14 protein-coding genes are annotated in these 15629 nt (G+C 48.3%); 9 read left to right on the top strand and 5 right to left on the bottom strand.

Annotation, left to right across the window (positions count from 1 at the left end; genetic code table 11):
* Positions 1 to 7 precede the first annotated feature (7 nt).
* Positions 8 to 589: a DNA-3-methyladenine glycosylase I gene (locus CWE06_RS09030; protein ID WP_241972529.1), complete on the bottom strand. Its 582-nt coding sequence runs from the start codon at positions 587 to 589 to the stop codon at positions 8 to 10.
* Positions 590 to 689: 100 nt separating this feature from the next.
* Here CWE06_RS09030 and glyQ point away from each other — a divergent pair, with 100 nt between their 5' ends.
* From glyQ to CWE06_RS09015, 3 genes are all read left to right on the top strand, one after another.
* The gene (gene glyQ / locus CWE06_RS09025; RefSeq protein ID WP_126793316.1) at positions 690 to 1661 is read left to right on the top strand and encodes a glycine--tRNA ligase subunit alpha; all 972 of its coding nucleotides are present in this window, start codon (positions 690 to 692) and stop codon (positions 1659 to 1661) included.
* Positions 1658 to 3730, top strand: coding sequence for a glycine--tRNA ligase subunit beta (gene glyS, locus CWE06_RS09020; RefSeq protein ID WP_126793314.1), 2073 nt, complete (start codon positions 1658 to 1660; stop codon positions 3728 to 3730). The genes glyQ and glyS overlap by 4 nt, the downstream gene beginning before the upstream one ends.
* A gap of 211 nt (positions 3731 to 3941) precedes the next feature.
* Positions 3942 to 4214, top strand: a complete 273-nt coding sequence (locus CWE06_RS09015) for a hypothetical protein (RefSeq protein ID WP_126793312.1) — start codon at positions 3942 to 3944, stop codon at positions 4212 to 4214.
* Positions 4215 to 4404: 190 nt separating this feature from the next.
* Here CWE06_RS09015 and gyrB read toward each other — a convergent pair whose 3' ends face one another.
* Genes gyrB through dnaA form a run of 4 tightly spaced genes read right to left on the bottom strand, consistent with a single transcriptional unit; the run spans position 4405 to position 10516 of the window.
* Positions 4405 to 6822, bottom strand: a complete 2418-nt coding sequence (gene gyrB / locus CWE06_RS09010) for a DNA topoisomerase (ATP-hydrolyzing) subunit B (RefSeq protein WP_126793310.1) — start codon at positions 6820 to 6822, stop codon at positions 4405 to 4407.
* Between the two features lie 13 nt (positions 6823 to 6835).
* Positions 6836 to 7924 (bottom strand): DNA replication/repair protein RecF, encoded by a 1089-nt coding sequence (gene recF / locus CWE06_RS09005; protein WP_126793308.1) that lies wholly within the window; start codon positions 7922 to 7924, stop codon positions 6836 to 6838.
* A 22-nt stretch (positions 7925 to 7946) separates the two neighbouring features.
* The gene (gene dnaN / locus CWE06_RS09000) at positions 7947 to 9047 is read right to left on the bottom strand and encodes a DNA polymerase III subunit beta (RefSeq protein ID WP_126793306.1); all 1101 of its coding nucleotides are present in this window, start codon (positions 9045 to 9047) and stop codon (positions 7947 to 7949) included.
* A 44-nt stretch (positions 9048 to 9091) separates the two neighbouring features.
* Positions 9092 to 10516, bottom strand: coding sequence for a chromosomal replication initiator protein DnaA (gene dnaA, locus CWE06_RS08995; protein WP_420808533.1), 1425 nt, complete (start codon positions 10514 to 10516; stop codon positions 9092 to 9094).
* A 286-nt stretch (positions 10517 to 10802) separates the two neighbouring features.
* On the opposite strand from dnaA, the gene rpmH reads away from it, so the two are divergent.
* The 6 genes from rpmH to mnmE all read left to right on the top strand — a co-directional run bounded on the left by rpmH (position 10803) and on the right by mnmE (position 15605).
* Positions 10803 to 10937, top strand: coding sequence for a 50S ribosomal protein L34 (gene rpmH / locus CWE06_RS08990; RefSeq protein WP_126777617.1), 135 nt, complete (start codon positions 10803 to 10805; stop codon positions 10935 to 10937).
* A 24-nt stretch (positions 10938 to 10961) separates the two neighbouring features.
* Positions 10962 to 11336, top strand: coding sequence for a ribonuclease P protein component (gene rnpA, locus CWE06_RS08985; protein ID WP_126793302.1), 375 nt, complete (start codon positions 10962 to 10964; stop codon positions 11334 to 11336).
* Positions 11297 to 11617: a membrane protein insertion efficiency factor YidD gene (yidD, locus tag CWE06_RS08980; RefSeq protein ID WP_476692312.1), complete on the top strand. Its 321-nt coding sequence runs from the start codon at positions 11297 to 11299 to the stop codon at positions 11615 to 11617. Before rnpA ends, yidD begins: the two co-directional genes overlap by 40 nt.
* A gap of 2 nt (positions 11618 to 11619) precedes the next feature.
* Positions 11620 to 13296, top strand: a complete 1677-nt coding sequence (yidC, locus tag CWE06_RS08975) for a membrane protein insertase YidC (RefSeq protein WP_126793298.1) — start codon at positions 11620 to 11622, stop codon at positions 13294 to 13296.
* Between the two features lie 151 nt (positions 13297 to 13447).
* Positions 13448 to 14209, top strand: a complete 762-nt coding sequence (locus CWE06_RS08970) for a type 2 periplasmic-binding domain-containing protein (protein WP_126793296.1) — start codon at positions 13448 to 13450, stop codon at positions 14207 to 14209.
* On the top strand, positions 14184 to 15605 hold the full coding sequence (mnmE, locus tag CWE06_RS08965; protein WP_126793294.1) for a tRNA uridine-5-carboxymethylaminomethyl(34) synthesis GTPase MnmE: 1422 nt from the start codon (positions 14184 to 14186) through the stop codon (positions 15603 to 15605). The genes CWE06_RS08970 and mnmE overlap by 26 nt, the downstream gene beginning before the upstream one ends.
* Positions 15606 to 15629: the final 24 nt, after the last annotated feature.

Genomic DNA, 15629 nt, shown 5'->3' with positions numbered 1-15629 from the left:
CTTTCCCCTATTTAAAATCACAATCAACGAGATGGTCGTTCACCATACCGACTGCTTGCATAAACGCATAGACAATCGTTGGGCCAACAAAGGTAAAACCTGCTTTCTTCAGAGCCGTCGATAATGCCCGCGATACTTCTGTCTCAGTCGGAACATCCTGCATCTTTGCTGGTTGGTTTTCGATAGGAGTGCCATCAACAAATGACCACAACCAGTCAGAGAAATCGACACCCTGCTCGTGCAAGTGAACAAACGCATCGGCATTTTTAAAGATAGAATTAATCTTTAAGCGATTGCGCACAATACCCTTATTCTGCATTTGTTGATCAATAAACTGGTGACGCTGTTCACCTTGGATTTTCGCTAAACGGTGTGGGTCGAAGCCAAAAAATGCAGCCTCATAATTGGCTTGTTTACGTAAAATCGTAATCCAGCTCAGTCCAGCCTGCTGACCATCGAGGCATAATTTGGCGAACAGCTCGACACTATCACGGACGGGTTTACCCCAGACTTCATCGTGGTATTGCTCATAATCGGCATGCCCTAAACACCAAGGGCAGCGATTAATTGACTGATTGTCCATTCCCATGCGCTTTCTCCCTATAAATTCGGCGCTTGCTCAGTGTATAATCACACAAATCCCATGCCGCTGCACAGCGGAAATTCGGCCGAATTGAAGTGGAAATCTCATGGAAAAATTTGACGTTAAAACATTTCAGGGTTTAATTCTCGCCCTACAAGATTATTGGGCACAGCAAGGTTGTGCGATTGTTCAGCCTCTCGATATGGAAGTCGGTGCGGGAACCTTTCACCCGATGACTTTCTTGCGCTCGATTGGCCCAGAGCCATCAAGCTATGCCTACGTACAACCTTGCCGCCGTCCAACCGATGGCCGCTATGGTGAGAACCCGAACCGCTTGCAACATTATTATCAGTTTCAGGTGATCATGAAGCCGAATCCTGCTGATTTACAGGAGCTGTATTTGGGCTCGCTGAAGCTACTCGGTTTCGATCCTTTGGTGCATGATATCCGCTTCGTTGAAGATAACTGGGAGTCACCGACTTTAGGCGCATGGGGGCTTGGTTGGGAAGTTTGGCTAAATGGCATGGAAGTGACGCAGTTTACTTACTTCCAGCAAGTTGGCGGCCTTGAATGTAAGCCTGTGGCTGGCGAAATTACCTACGGTCTTGAACGCTTGGCGATGTATATCCAAGGCGTCGACAGTATCTACGACTTAGTCTGGACCACTGGACCACGCGGTACAATCTACTACCGTGACGTTTTCCATCAGAACGAAGTTGAACAATCGGCTTATAACTTTGAACATGCGGACGTTGCCGTCTTGTTTGACCGCTTCGATTCCTGCGAAAAAGAATGCGAGTTACTGATCAGCAAGAACCTTCCTTTGCCGGCCTATGAACAAGTGATGCGAGCGTCACACGCATTCAACCTGCTCGATGCCCGTCATGCGATATCGGTGACCGAACGTCAGCGTTATATTCTGCGCGTACGAACCATGGCGAAGGCCTGCGCAGAAGCCTATTTTGCCGCCCGCGCCGAACTTGGGTTTCCACTCGCAGAGCAAGCAGACGCCGACGCCGCCCTCGCAATTTACCGCAAGAGCCAAGAAAAAGCGCAGAAAAAAGGAGCGAAAGCATGAGTCAGCGCCACGATTTATTAGTTGAATTAGGCACCGAAGAGCTCCCTCCAAAAGCGTTGAAAGGCCTCAGCGAAAGCTTCACGAACAGCTTTGTTAACTCGCTCGAACAAGCACGACTCAACTACACGAGTGTCGAGTCCTATGCCACCCCTCGCCGTTTAGCGGTCTTGGTAAAAGGTGTGGAAGCTCGTCAAGCCGACGAAGTTGTTGAAAAGCGCGGCCCTGCTATTCAGGCAGCCTTTGCACCCGATGGTAGCCCTACTCGCGCTGCCGAAGGCTGGGCACGTGGCTTAGGAATCGACGTTGCCGATGCGGAACGTTTAGTAACTGACAAAGGTGAATGGTTACTTTACAACGCCACCGTGCCAGGTAAAGGCATTGAAGAATTGGTGCAAGGCTTTATCGACACCGCAGTTAAACAGTTGCCGATTCCGAAAGCCATGCGTTGGGGCTCAGGTTCTCATCAGTTTATTCGTCCGTTACATACCTTAACCGTTTTGTTAGATAGCAAAGTACTCCCTGCCGAGTTGTTTGGCGTGCAAAGCGACAATAAGGTGAACGGACATCGATTCCACCACCCGGAACAGTTAACCCTTACGCAGGCGGCCGATTACGCGGACGTACTTACAAGTGGCCACGTCGTTGCCAGTTTTGCGCAGCGCCGGGAAGCAATCAGAGAAGCAGTGGTTGCACTGGCTAAAACCGAGAATGCAGTGCCGGTTTGGGATGAAGATCTAATCGACGAAGTAGCCTCGTTGGTCGAGTTCCCTGTCGCCTTAGCAGCAGGTTTTGACGAATCGTTTCTAGCGGTACCCAAAGAAGCATTGATTTACACCATGAAAGACGACCAGCGTTATTTCCCGTTGGTCGACCAACAGGGTGAATTGTTGCCGCGTTTTATTTTCATTACCAACATTGAAAGCCGTGACCCACAGCAGGTCATCAGCGGCAACGAAAAGGTTGTGCGCCCTCGTCTAGCCGATGCACAGTTTTTCTTTGAAACCGATAAGAAAACTAAACTCAGCGAACGCCTTAATAAACTCGACAGTGTTCTTTTCCAAAAAGAGCTCGGCAGCATTGGTGACAAGGCTCGCCGTATGGAAGCAACTGCTCGCTTTATTGCCGACGAACTCAAGGCCGATAAAGACGCCGCCGCCCGTGCAGGCCTTCTCGCAAAAGCGGACTTAGTCAGCTCGATGGTCATGGAGTTTCCAGAAGTTCAAGGTGTCATGGGGATGCACTATGCTCGCCACGACGGCGAAAGTGAAACCGTTGCGCAAGCGATTGAAGCCCACTATCGCCCGCGCTACGCCGGAGACGAACTACCGAATTCATTAGAAGGCTGTGCGGTCGCTTTAGCGGATAAACTCGACACACTCGCTGGTATTTTTGGTATTGGACAAACGCCATCCGGCGATCGCGACCCGTTTGGGTTGCGTCGTGCCGCCATCGGTATGCTCCGAATTCTCGTTGAGAAAGAGCTCCCACTCGATTTAGTCACACTGGTCCGCAGTGCCGTCGCAAACTATGGCTCGGTTATTAAGAATCCAGACGAAGTTACTGATAACGTAGTCGACTTTTTACTTGGACGCTTCCGAGCTTGGTATCAAGACCAGGCTATTTCAGTCGACGTTATTCAGGCAGTGCTCGCACGTCGTCCTACTGTAGCCCTCGACTTCGATCGTCGCGTGAAAGCGGTTGCGGAATTCCGCACCAACCCGCAAGCCGAAGCATTAGCCGCAGCAAACAAGCGCGTGAGTAACATTCTTGCGAAAAGCGATGAGCAGCTCGGGCCGGTGCAACCCGATCTACTTGTAGAGAGCGCCGAGAAAGCCTTGTATGACGTGTTAAACGGCCTCAAGGATAAGGTTTCAGCTGCAGCAGTAAACGGCGACTACGCGGGCGCTCTGAGCGCGTTAGCAACCTTGCGCGCACCTGTCGACGAGTTCTTTGATAGCGTGATGGTGAATGCTGACGATGATGCAGTCCGTCGTAACCGATTAAGCTTGCTCGATGCATTGCGTAACGAGTTCCTGAAAGTAGCAGATATATCCTTACTGCAGTCATAGCTGGTAATAGGCCGCAACGCTGGACACCGTTGCGGCTTTTTTGTCAGTATGATTTGTCGGCCTTGATTATTGGCTTAAGTCATAGGATTAAGTTGTCGGCGTTAGCTGTAAGTGTTGAGTGTCGGCATTGATTATCAGCATTGGTTGTTAGCATTGTTACGAAACGTGAATCATGGGCTTTATTGGTAGGCATTCGATAAAAGGTGAGGTCATGGCATTTTTAGTCTATTTGGCGGTTATCTTCTTTTGTATGTGGGTCGGTAATGTCGCGGCCAAATTATCGAAATGGCTCGGCTATGCCGTTTGTATTGTCGCACCTATGCTTCTTGTGGTGCTGGTCGCCGCACTGCGATGGTACTTCGACCCCTCGTTAGACTTTGTTGGCCTTGTGACCGTGCTTGGCACCTTCCTCGGCTTAACCGGCATCATCACCTGCCTGATTGTCCGTCACATGGTTCTCAAGTCACCGCACTCCAACACTTAAACGGCTCTCTCGCATAAACGGCAGGCGAAAAGCATCTGTCTCAATTTGCTTTAATGTTTCCTTAAGTTGGAGCCGCTAGCCAAACCGCCAGCCGCACAGTTAGCGATGACACGAATAATCCCCCATTAAAAAACCCCAAACATGCTGAATGTTTGGGGTTTTCTGCTGTGTCAAAAATGGCTTCTAAGAACTAGACATCCAAGTTCGCTACTTTTAGTGCGTTACTTTCGATAAATGCTCGACGTGGCTCAACGTCGTCACCCATCAGTGTCGTAAACAACTGGTCTGCACCAATCGCATCTTCAATGGTCACTTGCAGCATGCGACGAGTTTCTGGGTCCATGGTAGTTTCCCACAGCTGGTCAGGGTTCATTTCACCGAGACCTTTATAACGCTGCACATACAAGCCACGCTTCGACTCACTTATCAGCCACTCAATTGCCTCAACGAAATCACCAACCGGCTGTACTTTTTCACCACGTTGAACAAAACCACCCGCTTCAACCAATCCGTTAATTTCCGTTCCTACTGACGCCAAGCGGTCGTAGTCACGCGAAACTAGGAATTCGTAAGTGAGCGGGAAGTCTGTGTAGACACCATGACGACGCAAACGAACCATTGGCAAGAACACACCGCGCTCGTCGTCTTTCGTCACTAGCACCTCATAAGTGGCTGAGTCTTTCTCTGTTGCCATCATATCCGCTGCGAACTTCTCAGACCACGCTTGAATGAACTGCTCGTCTTTCATGTTTTCAGCGGTCAGACGCTCAGCATAAACTAAGCGATTAAGCATGTGCTTCGGCAGGCGACGGCTCAAGCGCAAAATTGTGTCCATCGCAAACTGATAGTCACGAACCATCTTCTCTAAAGCGATTCCAGTAATTCCAGGTGCATCAGCATTCACATGCAATGACGCACGGTCTAATGCCAACGTGGTTAAATATTGAATTAAACCCGGGTCGTCTTTAATGTAGGTTTCTTGCTTGCCCTTCTTCACCTTATACAGCGGTGGCTGGGCGATATAAATATAGCCGCGCTCAATCAGCTCTGGCATTTGCCGATAGAAGAAGGTTAACAGCAAGGTACGAATGTGCGAGCCGTCAACGTCAGCATCGGTCATGATAATGATACGATGATAACGAGTTTTATCTGGGTTGTACTCGTCGCGTCCAATGCCGCAACCCATTGCGGTAATCAATGTTGCAACTTCCTGCGAAGACAACATTTTGTCAAAACGCGCTTTCTCAACGTTTAGAATTTTACCTTTCAATGGCAAAATTGCTTGGTTCTTGCGGTTACGTCCCTGCTTTGCAGAACCACCCGCAGAGTCACCCTCCACAATGTAGAGTTCAGAAAGTGCTGGGTCTTTCTCTTGGCAATCCGCTAATTTACCTGGTAAACCCGCTAGGTCGAGAGCACCTTTACGACGCGTCATTTCGCGCGCTTTACGCGCTGCTTCACGAGCCCGCGCAGCGTCAATAATCTTCTGTACGATGACTTTCGCATCGGTTGGGTTCTCAAGTAGGAAGTTCGCTAGGTTCTCACCCATGGCTTGCTCAACCGCACTCTTCACTTCTGAAGAAACCAATTTATCTTTCGTTTGCGAAGAGAACTTAGGGTCTGGAACTTTTACTGAAATTACAGCAGTAAGTCCTTCACGGGCATCATCACCAGTTGCGTTGGTTTTTGCTTTCTTGGTGTAACCTTCTTGTTCCATATAGTTGTTCAACGTGCGCGTTAATGCTGCACGGAAACCGGCCATATGGGTACCACCGTCGCGTTGCGGAATGGTGTTGGTAAAGCAATAAATATGCTCTTGAAACGAGTCATTCCATTGCAGACCAACTTCAACCGAAATTCCGTCGTCACGTTCAACGGAGAACTGGAACACTTTTGGATGAATTGGGGTTTTCTTGTTGTTTAAGTACTGTACGAACGCTGCGATACCACCGTCATATTTAAAGTGATCACGACGGTCTGCACGCTCATCAATCAAATGAATTGAAACACCCGAATTCAGAAACGACAATTCACGCACTCGCTTAGCTAAAATGTCGTAATGGAATTCCGTTTGTGTGAACGTTTCGTGACTTGGCCAGAAACGAATTTCAGTCCCTGTCTTGTCAGTATCGCCGACCGATTGAATATCAGCATCTGGATTACCGTGGGTGTAGGTTTGTTTCCAAACTTTGCCTTCGCGATGAATCGTTAATGCCAGCTTTTCTGACAAAGCATTAACAACCGAAACGCCCACGCCGTGTAATCCGCCGGACACCTTGTATGAGTTATCATCGAACTTACCACCAGCATGGAGGACCGTCATGATAACCTGCGCAGCGGAAACACCTTCCTCTGCGTGCATTTCAACTGGAATACCACGACCATCGTCACGCACAGAAACAGAGCCGTCTGAGTGCACGGTGACATAAATCTCATTACAATGGCCTGCCAGCGCTTCGTCGATTGAGTTATCGACCACTTCAAACACCATGTGGTGCAAACCTGTGCCGTCGTCGGTATCGCCGATGTACATTCCCGGGCGCTTCCGAACCGCATCCAGACCTTTCAAGACTTTAATACTCGATTGATCGTAATTACTAGCAGACATATATCATTCCTGTTTAATCATTTTTGATTGTTCCTTGTTCCACATGGAACAATCGAACTTCGGTATCCTTAAAGCGATGTTCTAATTCTTCTTTACGAATCGCAGTAATGAATACCTGACTTCCACTCTCTAACAAAGCGTTACAGAGTCGCTGTTGATTCTCCGCGTCTAATTCCGCTGGTAAGTCATCAACTAAAATAACACACCGCTTCCCTAGTCGGTCGAAATAGTCAGCACTTTGGACTAACCGCAGTGCTGCCACTAACAATTTCAGCTGACCACGTGATAAGCGCTCTCGCGCATCAATGCCGTCAACTCTTATTTGCCACTCCGCCTTAGTTGGACCAACACTGGTAAAACCTTGGCGCAAATCTAATTCTAACTTCGCTGCAAGCGCTTCTGCTAAACTTTGCTGCTCTTGCCAGCCGCGTTGCAACTTAAATTCAAACTGGTATTGCGGTAAAAATTGCTGACAATACTTATTCAGCTTTTGATTCAGCCCATCGAGATAACGCACTCTCGCTTCTGTCACCGCTTCACCAGCCAGCGCTAGCTGCTGGTCCCAATACTCACCGCCTTGCTGGTGGTAACTTCGTTGTTTCAGTAACGAGTTACGCTGCTTCAACAAACGTGAAAACGTCAGCCAATGACTGTAGTAGTTTTGTTCCACATGGAACAGCCCCCAGTCCATATATTGCCGCCGTTCTTTAGGACCATCGGTCACCAGCGTCACCCCTTCTGGGGTAATGAGCTGGATTGGCATTAATCGCGCTAACGCACTAAATTTTCGCTCTGTTTCGCCATTGATACGAATTTCTGTCTCGCCATTGCGAAACCGTCGAAAGCCAACTTTCTGTGTGTCACTTTCGTTGCTATCCTGCGTTCGCGTAAATAGCGTCAGCGCTTCATGTTCATCTTGCACAACCTGCCGAACCTGATGGGTTCGAAAGGAGCGCCCGAAACCTAACGTATAAATGGCTTCGAGCACACTAGTCTTGCCGCTGCCATTCTCACCGTAAATTACATTAACGTGCTGACTTGGCTCAAGCTGGGCATTGGCAATATTTCGAAAATGAGCAATAACCAGCTGATTAATTTGCATATCAATGAATGACGATTAGCGCTTACAGACGCATGGGCATGACGACGTAAAGTGCACCTTCGTCATCGTTGTCCTCAACGATTGCGCTGCTATTTGGGTCGCTTAAGGTAATCTTCACTTGCGGCCCATGAATCGCGTTCAGCACATCCAGCAGATAGGTCACATTAAAGCCAATCTCGAATGCTTGATTATTATAATCGACTTCTAAACGCTCTTCGGCTTGTTCTTGCTCTGGGTTGTTCGCTGTTAAGACGAGTTCGTTAGTGTCTAACCCCATGCGTACACCGCGGAATTTTTCGTTCGATAAAATCGAAGCTCGGACACATGCCTGGCGCAACAAGTCGCGATCAGCGACCACAATTCGGTCTCCGCCAGTTGGCAATACCCGACGGTAATCTGGGAAGCGACCGTCTAATAACTTACTGGTAAAGGTCATGCGGCCGGTAGCAACACGAATGTGATTTTGGCCGAGTGACAATGATACCACCGAGTCATCATCGTCGAGCAAACGCAACAGCTCAGAAACGCCTTTACGCGGCACAATCACTTGTTTGTGTGGTAACGCGCCTTGTTCAAGTTTAATGGCAGACAGAGCTAAACGATGGCCGTCAGTTGCAACGGTTCGTAAAATGTCTTCATTAACTTCGAACAGCATGCCATTCAGATAATAACGTACGTCTTGGTTTGCCATTGAGAAGTGAGTTTTGTCCATCAAACCGCGGAAATCACCTTGCTCCATTTCGATTTGAACTTCACTTTCCCATTCATCGATATTCGGGTAGTCACTTGCCGGTAATGTACTTAATGAAAAGCGGCTTTTGCCCGAGCGTACAATTGCTTTATCGTCGCTTGCAGTAATACTGACGTCGGCACCTTCCGGTAACGAGCGAATAATATCGAGGAGTTTCTTCGCAGGAATTGTCACGTCACCCGGCGTTGCTTGCTCTAGGCTCACTTCCGACACCAGTTCGACTTCAAGGTCGGTTCCTGTTAGCCGCAGGCTCTCTTCGCTCACTTGCAAGAGCACATTACTAAGAATTGGCAACGTAGTCCTGCGCTCAACTGCGCCACTTACGACCTGTAAAGGCTTGAGCAATGCGTCTCGTGAGATTGTGAATTTCATGCGGTTAACTCCCCTTTTTATTATTTATCGTCGCGGCTCGTTTGTTACACCGACAAGGTTCGATTTAAGTTACGATAATCTTCCTGAATTTCGTGATCAGACTCAATCAGCTCTTTAACCTTACGACAGGCATGCAATACCGTTGTATGGTCACGACCACCAAATGCATCACCAATTTCTGGCAGACTATGGCTCGTCAGTTCTTTAGCCAAGGCCATCGCCACTTGCCGAGGTCGGGCAACGGACCGCGTCCGTCGCTTCGAAGTTAAGTCGGATACCTTAATATGATAATACTCTGCCACGGTACGCTGAATGTTATCGATTGTCACCAATCGCTCTTGCGCAGCGATTAAGTCGCGCAGTGCTTCTTTAACAAAATCGATCGTGATATCGCGCCCGGTTAAGGTCACATTCGCAATCACACGGTTCAATGCACCTTCTAACTCACGCACATTCGAACGCAAGCGTTTCGCGATAAAAAAGGCAACTTCATGTGGCAGTTTAATTTTTCGTTCTTCGGCTTTGCGCTCAAGAATTGCCACGCGCGTTGGTAACTCTGGCGGCTCAATAGCCACCGTCAATCCCCAACCGAAACGTGACTTCAAACGCTCATCAACCCCTTCAATTTCTTTCGGGTAAACGTCACTTGTTAGGATAACCTGTTGATTTCCTTCAAGAAGCCAGTTGAACGTATGGAAAAACTCGTCTTGGAAATGGTCTTTCTTTGCAAAAAATTGAACGTCATCAATAAGTAACGCATCGACACTGCGATAACTTTCTTTGAAACTATCGATTTTATTGTGCTTCATGGCATAAACCATGTCTTGCACAAAACGCTCCGCGCGCAAATAGAACACCTTGGCATCAGGCTTATTGGCTAAAATACCGTTGCCAATCGAATGGAGTAAGTGCGTTTTACCTAAACCTGTGCCACCGTAGATAAACAAGGGGTTGTAGGCTTTGCCCGGATTCTCTGCAACTTGTAATGCGGCGGCTCGAGCCAGCTGATTTGAGCGACCTTCAACAAAGTTATCAAACTTGTAAGTGGGTTGCAGATTACTGTGTTGCAAAGAAATAGGGCGGTCTGCGGTATTCGGCTGCGGCCGCGCTGTTGGCTGATTAGCCGGCTTAGGTTCTTTGCTGATTTCTGGCTCTGAGCTGCCGTTGATAACTGGACTAGCCGCTGGAACCGGCGCTTTCCGCGCACCTCCGACCCGCAATTCGACGTTCGGAGCTTCATCACCTGCAGTTGCGCGTAAGAAAGTAATAATTTGCTTGAGGTATTTGTCTTTCACCCAGTCCATGACGTAGGTATTTGGAGCATACAAAAAGAGCGTGTTTCTTTCGAAATCAACCTGCAGCGGACGGATCCAGGTGCTGAATTGCTGCGCAGGCAATTCATTTTGTAATCGCGTCGCACAATCGTGCCACAGTGAATGACTCACGAAACACTCCCCTTCTGTTATTATTTTTTAGCCTTCGTGGCAGTGCTCTAGACGTCGCCATTGACGCCCTAGCAATGCCTTAAAAACAAGGCTTACGGTAGCACTTGATCGAAAGGCTGATCCTTGCTGCTCAGCGATTTTGATCGAGCCTTCCATTCTACGGAAAATAGCTCGTCTAGGCTAGCTTTTTACAGGTCAAAAAGCAAAGTTATCCACAGGCATTTATTTCTTATTTTATTTGACAGCGATCCTTTTTACTTGTAGAATCCGCGCTCATTTTGAAACCCAGATCAGCAACGGAATAACAGCTATGAAAAGAACATTTCAACCAAGTGTATTAAAACGCAAGCGTACTCATGGCTTCCGTGCACGTATGGCAACCAAGAACGGCCGTCAGGTCTTGGCTCGCCGCCGTGCCAAGGGACGCAAGCGTCTGACTGCTTAATTTAGTTTAAGCTCAGGCAGCTGAGTGACTCAGTACGCATATCCTCGGGAGTTACGTCTGTTAACTCCCGCAGACTTTCAAAACGTCTTCAATAATCCCCCTGTTAAAGCCGTCAGTAGCCAATTCACGCTACTTGCGAAGCCCAATGGTCGAGACTATCCTCGCTTAGGCGTCACAATCAGCAAGAAAACTGCCAAGCGCGCTGTCGATCGCAATAAAATTAAACGAATTGTGCGCGAAACTTATCGTTTAAAGCAGCATAAATTGTCAGGCTTTGATATTATCGTCATCGCTAAGCCAGGGGTGACCAAATTAGACAATCATGCCCTGAGCGAATTACTGAATTACTTATGGCGAAAATTAAGCAAACGCTGCGCGCAATACTCGTCGGAATCTTAACCGGTTTCATTCGACTTTATCAGTGGTTTATTAGCCCACTGCTAGGTCCGCGTTGTCGTTTTGTACCAACCTGTTCAGCTTATGCAATTACTGCTCTTCAAAAGCATGGCGTGCTGAAAGGAATAGCTCTCGCCAGTCGTAGAATTAGTAAATGTCATCCGGGTCATCCCGGTGGTTTTGATCCGGTTCCCGGAACAGAGTCGGAATGGGCGGACGAGGAGACCTTGGCTGCCGAAATTCGAGAACTCGACGCTAGGAAATCGAAAAAAGAGAAAGAGTAACTATGGATTCGCAACGTACAATTCTGGTTATTGCCCTTTTGGTACTATCGTTTTTCATGTTCCAACAGTGGCAACTAAAAGGCGGCAATACCCCGGGTATCGACCGCAGCAGTGCACCAACAGAAGTCAGCGCTAATGGTCAAAGCGATGTCCCATCTGACGTCCCAGCCGTGGACGGTGACATTCCAGTAGCCGGTGGTAATGGTGGTGTTCCTGCAGCAGAAACAACTGCCGTACAAGGCGACATGATCACCGTGGAAACCGACGTATTGCGCGTCAAACTAAGCCTTCGTGGTGGTGATTTAGTCCAAGCCGAACTGCTCCAGCATGCAGAAACATTAGGCGAAGCAGAGCGTTACACCATTCTTTATCAACGACCTGGTCACCTGCACATCGCTCAAAGCGGTTTAATTGGCCCTGACGGTATTGATAATTCAGAAACTCGTCCTGTTTTCCGTGCCTCACAAACTCGTTTCGAAATGAATGGTGATCGTCTTGAAGTGCCACTTTATTTCACCAAAGACGATGGCACTGAAATTATCAAACGCTACACATTCACGCGTGGCGATTATGCGGTGCAAGTGGCATATGACATTACCAACCACAGCGATGCTCCAAAAACCGTCAACTTCTATGGTCAATTAAAGCAGACCATGGTTGATGGCGGCCGTAGCAGCATGTTTATGCCAACTTATCGCGGTGCAGCATATTCAAGCGAGAGTAACCGCTATAAAAAGTACAGTTTCAGCGATATCCAAGACCGTAACTTTAGCACCAACACCCCTGCCGGTTGGGTGGCCATGCTTGAGCATTACTTCGTAACCGCTTGGGTTCCAGATCAAGAATCGACCAACCGTCTTTACACCAATCGTAATGCGCTTGGAGAAGGGATGATCGGTTTTATTGGTCCAGCACACACCATCGCACCAGGCCAAAATATCGTTCTCGAAACTGCTTTATACATGGGTCCGAAGGATCAAGCGCGTTTACGCGAGCTTGCCCAGCACCTCAACCTGACCGTTGATTACGGCTTCTTGTGGTGGCTAGCACAGCCGATTTACTGGTTGCTGTCTTTACTGCAATCGTTTGTCGTCAACTGGGGCTTAGCAATTATCCTCGTGACCATTATCGTCAAGACATTACTGTATCCGCTCACGAAAGCGCAGTACGTGTCGATGGCAAAAATGCGTAAGATTGCACCGAAAATGAAAGAAATGCGCGAGCGTTTCGGTGATGATCGGCAAAAGCTTTCGCAAGCCATGATGAAGATGTACCAAGAAGAAAAGGTTAATCCACTCGGTGGCTGCTTACCGATGTTGCTGCAGTTACCAATTTTCTTAGCGTTATACTGGGTACTTCTCGAAAGCCCAGAAATTCGTCACGCTGACTTTATGTTGTGGATCAACGACTTATCAAGCCGTGACCCGTACTTCATCTTGCCACTCCTGATGGGTGCAAGTATGTACCTTATGCAGCGCTTACAGCCGACACCAGTGACAGACCCAATGCAGGCTAAAATTCTGCAGTTCATGCCGGTCATGTTCACCGTATTCTTCCTGTTCTTCCCTGCAGGTTTGGTGCTTTACTGGTTAGTCAGTAACATCATTTCAATCACGCAAATGACTTACATTTACCGCCAGATTGATAAAAAAGAAGCGCTTGGCCACAAGAAGAAATAACACCCAGTGACGCATCAAAAGCCCTCAAGAATACGTAAGTGTTGTTGAGGGCTTTTTGTAGGTCGTGTAGAATTTTTAATCTACATTAGTCATTCATCATTTAAATGGTATACACTGAAACTCTATCGCCTAATTTGGGACTTTATCGAACATGCAGAAAACGGATTTTTCTTTATTCAAACTAGTTGCCAGCCTCAGCCTGCTGTTTGTCAGTATGTTTGTAACGCCCGCACAATCAGAAACCGCCAATACAGAATTAAGAGTCATTCGCATCGGCACCCTTCATGGTATTCAGGACAAACACCCTACGTTCGAAATTGTTCAAGAAGCCTATCGTCGGATTGGTTGGAACGCAGAGCTAGTCACTTTACCGTACGAGCGCAGTGAGTACGAAGCTAATCGAGGGCGGATTATCGACGCCGAATTAGCGCGGACATCAGAAGCGGAAAGAACGCTAACCAACCTTATTCGTCTCGAACCATCGATCTTCCCTGTTTACACGTCTATTTTTACGACCCGCAAAGACCTCGACATTTCAGACTGGGAATCGTTACGCGGCCTGCGCATCGATACTGTGCGTGGCATGCATACAGTAGCCGAGCGCCTCGGCGATATTCCGTTCAATGAAGTTGGTAGCATAGAACAAACCATCCAACGCCTACAGTCAGGCCGCAGCGATGTTGCTATTCTGCCAGGATATGAAACCGAGCTTTTACTCGAAGAACTAAATGTAACCTCGATTCATCGATTAACACCTGATTTAGAAACCTTTTTGCTCTATCATTATCTGCATGAACAACACGCAGATATAGTGCAGCCACTGCAGTACGCACTATGGCAAGTTATCCATGAGCGCCAAGTGCAACAGGCAGGTATTCAGGAAAATCATGAGCAACCCGAGTCTAACTTCTAACGAGTTATCCACAGCTGGCGAAACTTCAAGCTTTAGCCCTGACGACACCATTGTTGCCCAAGCAACACCGCCCGGTAAAGGCGGTGTTGGTATTGTGCGCGTCAGTGGTAGTGACGCCAAAGCGATAGCGAACGCACTCCTTGGCCATTGTCCCAAGCCTCGTTATGCCGACTATACCGAGTTTAAAGATGCCGCTGGTGAACTCCTCGACAAAGGCATCGCCTTGTACTTCGAAGGCCCAAATTCATTTACTGGCGAAGATGTACTCGAATTACAGGGCCATGGTGGTCCTGTCGTTATCGACATGCTGATTAAAGCTATTTTGGCGACAGGCAAAGCTCGCTTAGCCAGACCTGGTGAGTTTAGTGAACGCGCATTCCTCAACGATAAGCTCGACTTAGCTCAAGCTGAAGCGATAGCTGACTTAATTGATACCACCTCAGAACAAGCCGCTCGCATGGCCTTACAAAGCCTCCAAGGCGAGTTCTCATTTAAAATCGATCAACTGGTCGACTCTGTCATTCATTTACGCATGTACGTCGAGGCGGCCATCGACTTTCCCGATGAAGAAGTCGATTTCTTAAGTGATGGCAAAATTACCAACGACCTCGAGCAAATCATTCACAATTTACTGAGTGTTGAGCAGCAAGCCAAACAAGGGAGCTTACTGCGCGAAGGTATGCGTGTCGTCATTGCAGGGCGGCCGAATGCTGGCAAATCGTCACTGCTAAATGCCCTAGCTGGACGAGAGTCCGCCATTGTCACCGACATTGCTGGAACCACCCGTGACGTGCTTCGCGAGCACATCCAAATCGATGGCATGCCTTTGCATATTATTGACACCGCTGGGCTTCGTGAAAGCCCCGACAAAGTCGAGCAAATTGGTATCGAGCGCGCGTGGGCCGAAATCGAACAAGCCGACCGAGTACTCTTCATGGTCGATAGTACCGAAACCAATGCCATCCACCCTGATGATATTTGGCCAGAGTTTTTCGCCCGGTTGCCAGCGCACCTACCATTTAGTGTCATCCGTAACAAAATCGACCAAACCGGTTACACCGCTGGCTATCAAGAAAACCAAGGCGTTCCCGTTGTTTCTTTGTCCGCTGCAACTGGACAAGGCATCGAGCACTTACGCGAACACTTAAAAGCGTGCATGGGCTTCAATGCGAATATGGAAGGTGGCTTTATGGCACGTCGCCGCCACCTCGATGCCATTGAAAGGGCAAAAGCCCACCTCTACGCTGGCAAAGAGCAACTCGAAGGCTACCTAGCCGGGGAGTTACTCGCCGAAGAGCTGCGTCTCGCTCAGCACCACCTCAATGAAATTACGGGTGAATTTACTAGTGACGACCTACTCGGCAAGATCTTTGGTAGTTTCTGTATCGGCAAGTAACTAGCTAACGGAGTAAGCAAAATG

It is taken from the genome of Aliidiomarina haloalkalitolerans, from assembly GCF_003987315.1.
GTDB classification, from domain to species: domain Bacteria; phylum Pseudomonadota; class Gammaproteobacteria; order Enterobacterales; family Alteromonadaceae; genus Aliidiomarina; species Aliidiomarina haloalkalitolerans.
Note: the sequence above shows the minus strand (reverse complement) of the source record. Positions and strands in the feature narration are given on the sequence as shown.

Coding starts and splice junctions, on each gene's coding strand:
- CWE06_RS09030 (WP_241972529.1), bottom strand. CDS start 589: ATGGGAATGGACAATCAGTCAATTAATCGCTGCCCTTGGTGTTTAGGG.
- glyQ (WP_126793316.1), top strand. CDS start 690: ATGGAAAAATTTGACGTTAAAACATTTCAGGGTTTAATTCTCGCCCTA.
- glyS (WP_126793314.1), top strand. CDS start 1,658: ATGAGTCAGCGCCACGATTTATTAGTTGAATTAGGCACCGAAGAGCTC.
- CWE06_RS09015 (WP_126793312.1), top strand. CDS start 3,942: ATGGCATTTTTAGTCTATTTGGCGGTTATCTTCTTTTGTATGTGGGTC.
- gyrB (WP_126793310.1), bottom strand. CDS start 6,822: ATGTCTGCTAGTAATTACGATCAATCGAGTATTAAAGTCTTGAAAGGT.
- recF (WP_126793308.1), bottom strand. CDS start 7,924: ATGCAAATTAATCAGCTGGTTATTGCTCATTTTCGAAATATTGCCAAT.
- dnaN (WP_126793306.1), bottom strand. CDS start 9,047: ATGAAATTCACAATCTCACGAGACGCATTGCTCAAGCCTTTACAGGTC.
- rpmH (WP_126777617.1), top strand. CDS start 10,803: ATGAAAAGAACATTTCAACCAAGTGTATTAAAACGCAAGCGTACTCAT.
- yidC (WP_126793298.1), top strand. CDS start 11,620: ATGGATTCGCAACGTACAATTCTGGTTATTGCCCTTTTGGTACTATCG.
- CWE06_RS08970 (WP_126793296.1), top strand. CDS start 13,448: ATGCAGAAAACGGATTTTTCTTTATTCAAACTAGTTGCCAGCCTCAGC.
- mnmE (WP_126793294.1), top strand. CDS start 14,184: ATGAGCAACCCGAGTCTAACTTCTAACGAGTTATCCACAGCTGGCGAA.